The sequence below is a fragment of the Glacieibacterium arshaanense genome, from assembly GCF_004681125.1.
Lineage (GTDB): Bacteria > Pseudomonadota > Alphaproteobacteria > Sphingomonadales > Sphingomonadaceae > Polymorphobacter_A > Polymorphobacter_A arshaanense.
The window spans coordinates 543,719-550,540 of record NZ_SIHO01000003.1; the positions used below are offsets into that span (position 1 = coordinate 543,719).

The window sequence follows — 6,822 nt, forward strand, 5'->3', positions numbered from 1 at the left end:
CATGGCCGCGCGGCGCCCCACCGAGGTGGTGATCTTCACCTATCAGGTCGGCTTTGGCGACTGTTTCCTGCTGCGCTTCGTCTATGCGTCGATGGCGCGCCACGTGCTGATCGACTTCGGTACCACCGGCCTGCCCGAAGCGGCCGAGTCCGACCAGATGCTGCGCATCGCCAACGACATCGCGGTCAAATGCGGCGGCGTGCTCGACATGGTCGTCGCGACGCATCGTCATGCCGACCACATCAGCGGCTTCGCCACCAAGGACGGGACGGCATCGGGCGACATCATCGCCGCACTCGCCAAGGCTGCCGTGGTGCTGCAGCCATGGACCGAGGCGCCCGATCTCGCTGTAGATGCCGAAGGGCCGCTGCCCGATGACCATCAGGGCTTTGCAGCACGCCGCGCTTCGCTCGCCGCGATGCAGGTATTTGCCGCGGAACTGGTCGCCGCGCTCGCCGCCAAGCCCCCGCGAGGCCTGTCGAAGGCGGCGCTCGATCAGCTCGCCTTCATTGGCCGCGACAACATCGCCAACCTCTCGGCGGTCGAGAATCTGATGGCGATGGGCAGGCAGCGCATCTACGCTTTTCACGGACTGGCGGTGGATTTGCGCAAGGTGCTGCCCGGTATCAAACTGCGTGTGCTTGGTCCGCCGACACTCAAGCAGACCGCGACCATCCGCAAGCAACGCTCCAGCGACGCCGATGAATTCTGGCAGATAGCACCACAGCGGCTGGCGACCGAGGCGGCACTCGGCGCCGGGCACGACGAGTTATTCCCCGGCCATCCCTATGACCGCACCACCCGCCTGCCGATGGAAGCGCGCTGGTTCGCCCGCCGTGTCGAGGCTGCAGCGGGCGACCAGAAGCTCGCGCTGGTGCGCGTGCTCGACAAGGCGATGAACAACACCAGCCTTATCTTATTGTTCGATGTGCGCGGCAAGAAGCTGCTCTTCCCCGGCGACGCACAGATCGAAAACTGGGCGTTCGCCCTGGCGCAACCCGAAATCACGGCGCTGCTCGCCGGCGTCGACCTCTACAAGGTCGGACACCACGGCAGCCGCAACGCCACGCCGAAAACGCTGTGGAACGGCTTCGCCAACCGCGGAGGTCGCACCAAAAAGGGGCGGATGACCACGTTGTTGTCGACGATGCCCGGCAAGCACGGCAGCGCCGACGAAGGCGCGCGCAGTGAGGTGCCGCGCACGACGTTGCTCAAGGCGCTGCTTGATGACACCGACTTGCATGCGACACACCTGCTCGACGCCGGCAAACTGTGCGACGAAGTACGGATCAGGCTGGTCTAAGCGCGCCAGCCAACCAGCGCGTTGCGATCGATGTCCGCTATACTGGTGACGCCGGTCAGCGCCATCGCCGCACGCATCTCCGCCTCGACCACTTTGAGCATATGCGCGACGCCGGCCTCGCCACCCGCCGCGAGCGCATAGGCCCAGGCGCGGCCGAGCAGCACGCCCTTGGCACCCAGCGCCAGCATGCGCACGACATCGAGCCCCGAGCGTATGCCGCCATCAGCGAGCACGGTCAGCCGGTCACCGACGGCATCGGCGATCGCCGGCAGCGCGCGTGCGGTCGACAGCACCCCGTCCAACTGCCGCCCGCCATGGTTCGACACCACGATGCCGTCGGCGCCCAGATCGGCGGCCTGCACCGCGTCGGGCACTTCGAGCAACCCCTTGATGATCAGTGGCCCGCGCCATTCTGCACGGATGAAATCGAGATCGGCCCAGGTGACGCGCGGGTCGAAGTTCTGCGCCATCCACGCGAAGAAGTCCTCAAGCCCGGTCTTGGCGCCCAGCACCGGCGCGACATTGCCAAGGTTATGCGGACGGCCGTGCAGACCGACATCCCATGCCCAGCGCGGCCGCGTCACGGCCTGCGTGGCACGGCGCAGCGCGCCGCCCAGCCCCGGCGCGCCCGCCAGCCCCGAACGATAGTCTCGGTAGCGCGCGCCCGGCACCGGCAAGTCGACGGTGAACACCAGCGCCGAACAACTCGCCTCGCGCGCCTGCACCAGCAGGTCGCGCATGAAGCTGCGGTCGCGAATCATGTAAAGCTGGAACCAGATTGGCTGCGCCACCGCCGCGGCGACTTCGGCGAGCGGACAAACCGACACCGTCGACAGGGTGAACGGAATGCCGGCGGCATGTGCGGCACGCGCGGCCTGCACCTCGCCGCGCCGGGCATTCATCCCAGCAAGCCCGACCGGCGCCAGCGCGATCGGCATGGCCTGATGCTGCCCGAACAATGTGGTCGACAGGTCGATTGCCGAGACGTCACGCAGCACGCGCTGGCGCAACGACACGGCTTCGAGGTCGGCGACGTTGCGGCGCAGCGTTACCTCGCCGTACGAGCCGCCGTCGATATAATCGAACAGGAAGCGCGGTAGCTTGCGGCGCGCAGCAACGCGATAGTCCGAAATCGATGGCGGTTTCATGCCGCAGTCTCCGTGCAACCCGCATTGCAGCGCGCGGCTGCCCCGTTGTCAGCGGACACTGACCGCGCCGGTTGCAAAGCGCAAGCATGCAACAACTGCGCTGCGCCGCGCGCGGCTTCGCCGTCCGCATCAAACATCTCATCCGAGCAATTGGTGCGCCAAGCACGACGGAGGTGAGACCTGTTATAACTGGGAAATCTCAGTCCCGCTCGGGCAGGCTGCCCCAACCCGAACGGTCGGTTAACGCATGGCCGGCAGTTAGACCGTCATACTGCTGTCTGGAATACGCTACTAATTTGCCGCGAGCTGCCAGGAAGCAACGCGCTCCATTCGCGACATTCGACGGCAGCCAAGTCGTTCCCGGAAGCGGTCAGTCAGCTTTCCGCGCAAATCCGAACCAAAATCCACATGGCTGTGGCACGCACTTAGTCAGTCATGCACGGTCGCCGTTGCGGGACAGGATTGCTGACGGGCATCTCGCAGGCCGTCCTATGGCTTGATAGCTTTCCGGGCTAACAATCTTGCCATGCTTGTCCGCATAAGAAAAATTGGACGCTGATTTTCATCATTTAAGAATACTCACGTAATTAGCTCCATTTTGGTTGAGTCTCCGCGGCGAAATGCGGCCGGTCGTTGAAACGGGGCTTGCGACCACAATTGGTTCAATATAGCCCTCATCGAGGGAGCGCATTTCTTATCCGATCGCTGGCGCTGTCTTCTTTGATTCATTGTTCAAAATATTACGTGTATTCGGTTCGCTTTCATAAAATTTGTGTGGAGTAACGTTAAATGATTCAATTGGCTCGACCTGCAACGAAGTTTCCGCTGTTCAAAGCAACAATACTGATTGGCAGCATGCTATCGTCGGTTGCGCCGGTGTACGCGGCCTGCACGCCTGCGGGCAGTGTAGTCGTTTGCGATACCTTGCCGCCCAATCCTGCAATCGACGGCGTCAGTGGAACGAATATTCACGTGCTATCCGGTGCGGTCGTCCGGCTGCTCGATCCATTTGCAGGCGCCGTTGTGCGCAGTGACACTGCGACCCTGACCGGTGGCGGTACGTTAACCAGCGACGCGGGCAGCACGATTTTCGACACGGCGATCGGCGGCAACGCTTTGCTCGACCGCGGGGGTTCGTCATCGTACGTTGCAGGAACAATCACCGCCACACACAATGATTCGCGTGCGGTTTTTCTGGGCGCCGGCAGTTACCTTGAAGTCCTGAGCGGTGGCCTGTTGTCGACGACTGGTAACGGCTACTCTCTGCCCCTGGGGAACGACAGCGCCGTCATTGGCGCGAGCGGCAGTTCGCGCATTGTCATCAATGGCACGGTGTCGAGCAGCGGCAACTTCGCCCCGGCGATTCGCCCCTCGGTGCGCAATCCGATTAGTGGCTCGCAGCAGTTTCACGCCGCGGACGTCACTGTCAACGCGGGCGGCCTCGTATCAACGAGTGGCACCAGCTCGGTGGCAATCCTGCTCGGCGACGGCTCGCAGCTGACGGTCGGCGGCACTGTCAGCGCGACGGGCGCAACGAGCGACGCAGTTCAGGTGCTAGCGACATCACAGACGCCGATGAGCATTTCCGTGCTCGCTGGCGGCACAATCAGTTCATCTGACGGCATGGCGATCAATGCATCAAATGCAGGCCCGCTCAACCTGAGATTGGGCGGCACGGTCAGCGGCAGCGCGGCCGGCAATATCGCGGTGCAATTGGGGAGCACCGGCCCGAACACGGTTACCCAGACCTCCGGCTCGAACGTTGTCGGTGCGATTGTCGGCGGCAGCAATGTCGACAGTGCAATCCTTGCCGGCGCAGGCATTCAGGTCGCGGCGCATTATGACAACTTTGAAGACTTGCATGCTGTTTCGGGCTATTGGGTCACGACAAATGCGAGCCTGTCGGCCGGAGCTTTCAATACGGTTTCCATCGATAGTGGCGCGACCATTGAAGTAGAAGATCCCAATGGCCAGGCAACATTGTCGACTCCGGTCATTACCAACAATGGCACGCTGTTTCTGCGATTATCCGCTGCCGCTGGTGTCAACAGCACTATGGCCAATACCACGATCGCCGGGACTGGCGGCGTTTACTTGACCGGCGGCGCAACAGTGGCGCTGAGCGCCGCAAACACCTATTCCGGCGGCACTCAGGTTGGGTTTGGCGCAGCCCTGCTCGACAGCAACACTTCGTTTGGCACGGGTCAGTTCACGCTTGACCCATTCGCAGGCTTGCTGGCCAGTGTCGACAACCTCGTCTTGGCCAATGATATTTACGCGGCACAGTTCGCGTTTGTTGATACGCAGGACTTCCGCCTCGATTTGAACGGTGCCATTTCCGGCGTATATCTCGACAAGCGCGGCATCGGCACATTGGCGCTTAACGGCAACAACAGTTTCCAGACCATCGAAGTCATCAGCGGCACGCTGGAAATCAGCAATGCCAGCGGCGCAGGTTCGTCAAATTTGCTGTTGGACAGTTCCACCACGCTGCGTGTTACCGCAGACAATATTGTAATCGACCATGTACCCGGCGGTGGCGTTTTCCTGATGGCCGCGAACGTCATCGATACCAACGGTTTCAATCTGACGATTGCCAGCAACATCACGTTTGGCGCCGACTTGAACAAGACCGGGTTCGGGCGTCTAGTACTGGGTGGCGACAATTCGTTTGACAGGCTCAGCGTCTCCGGCGGCGACGTCCAGGTCCTCCAGGACACTTCGCTCGGCTATGGCACCGCGCAGTTCGCTGCGGATACCGGACTTGTGGGTGGCTATGCGGATCTGGTGATCGCCAACGATCTGCAGGGCAACGACAGCTTCATCGAACTTAAATCAGGCAAGCTGACGCTGGCCGGGCAGATTTCAGGCTTCTCCGACATCTATGACACGGGCGTACCCGGCAACGCGCTCGTCCTGACTGGAGCAAATCCGCTTCTACAAACCGTCCGGGACAATGGTGCAACGATCGAAGTTCAGAACAATGAATCGTTGGGCGGCGTTGGGAGTCAACTCTTCTTCAAGGGTGTCCAAGGCGGCGGAACGTTGAGAGTGGGCGTAGACAATCTTGTCATTCCTACCGCCGTTGATGGATTTGTCTTTGGTGGTACCATCGACACGCAAGCGTTCAGCACCACAATTACCGGCGCGGTGACGGGGTCGCTGACAAAGACCGGCACGGGCACGCTCGCGCTGGCGGCGCCGACCGGTGCAAATGTCAATTTCGATGTCCTCGCAGGCACATTGTTAGTCAACGGCAATGTAGACGGTGGTGTCATCTATGTTGAGAACGGCGCAACGCTGGGCGGCACTGGAACCTATACGGGCGGTGTCGAGGTTTTGGACGGCGGTACGCTGGCACCCGGGCAATCGCCGGGGACGATAACGCTTGGCGCACTGACGCTGAACAGCGGTTCGGTCCTGAACTTCCAGCTCGGTGAAGCCAATGTCGCCGGCGGACCGAACAACGATCTCATCATCGTCACCGGCAATCTCAACCTCGATGGTTCGCTGATTGTTGCGGATTCAGGCTCGGGCCCCGGGTTCGGCGCCGGCGTCTATAATCTGATTCAGTATGGCGGGTTGCTCAGCGGCCCGGGACTAGCGGCAATCACCTTGCCGTCGGGGTTCAGCGGCACTGTGCAGACTTCGATCGCCAGCGAGGTCAATCTGATCGTCGCGCAGGCGGGCGTCCTGACGCAATATTGGGACGGTGCGAATACCATCGGCAACGGCGTGATTGATGGCGGCACCGGTACCTGGAGCGTCGCAGGAACCAACTGGACAACTGCAACGCCCAGCACCGTCAACTCGGCGTGGCAGGGCGACATTGCAGTGTTCGCAGGCACGGCCGGCACGGCCACGCTTGATGCACCGGCAGCGTTCAAGGGTCTGCAGTTCGCGACCACCGGCTACACGATCGCGGCGACGGGTACCGGCGGGCTGACCAACGCGAGCGGTGCGTTCGTCTATGCCAACACCGGCATCGCGGCGACTATCAACGCGGTAATCAGCGGCGCCGGCGCGCTCGACAAGCAGGGCGTGGGCACCGTGACCCTCAATGCTGCCAACACCTACACGGGCGGCACGACGATCACCGACGGTACGCTGGGTGTCGGCAACAACGCCGCACTGAGCACCGGCACGCTGACGATGAGCAACTCGGCAATCCTGCAGGCCGCAACCTCGGGCCTGGTGCTGACGAACAACATCATCATCTCGCCCGCCACCGGCGCTCGCGTTGACTCGGGTTCGGGCACGTTCACGCTCAACGGCAACATCTCGGGTGCGACCGGCTCGCTGAGCCAGATTGGCACCGGCAACCTGGTCCTCGGTGGCAACAACAGCTTCGGTGCTGGCCTTGGCATCAAT

General features: G+C 62.1%; 3 protein-coding genes. 2 read left to right on the top strand and 1 reads right to left on the bottom strand.

The genetic code is table 11. The annotated features are described in order from the left end of the window. The first annotated feature begins 1 nt into the window (after position 1). Positions 2-1,303: a ComEC/Rec2 family competence protein gene (locus EUV02_RS14570; RefSeq protein WP_135246992.1), complete on the top strand. Its 1,302-nt coding sequence runs from the start codon at positions 2-4 to the stop codon at positions 1,301-1,303. Here EUV02_RS14570 and lldD read toward each other — a convergent pair. After that, positions 1,300-2,451, bottom strand: a complete 1,152-nt coding sequence (lldD, locus tag EUV02_RS14575) for an FMN-dependent L-lactate dehydrogenase LldD (RefSeq protein ID WP_135246993.1) — start codon at positions 2,449-2,451, stop codon at positions 1,300-1,302. The genes EUV02_RS14570 and lldD overlap by 4 nt on opposite strands. A 789-nt stretch (positions 2,452-3,240) precedes the next feature. On the opposite strand from lldD, the gene EUV02_RS14580 reads away from it, so the two are divergent. Next, positions 3,241-6,822, top strand: a 3,582-nt coding sequence (locus EUV02_RS14580; RefSeq protein WP_207790202.1) for a beta strand repeat-containing protein, incomplete at its 3' end; no start/stop codon positions are given.

Coding starts and splice junctions, on each gene's coding strand:
- EUV02_RS14570 (WP_135246992.1), top strand. CDS start 2: ATGGCCGCGCGGCGCCCCACCGAGGTGGTGATCTTCACCTATCAGGTC.
- lldD (WP_135246993.1), bottom strand. CDS start 2,451: ATGAAACCGCCATCGATTTCGGACTATCGCGTTGCTGCGCGCCGCAAG.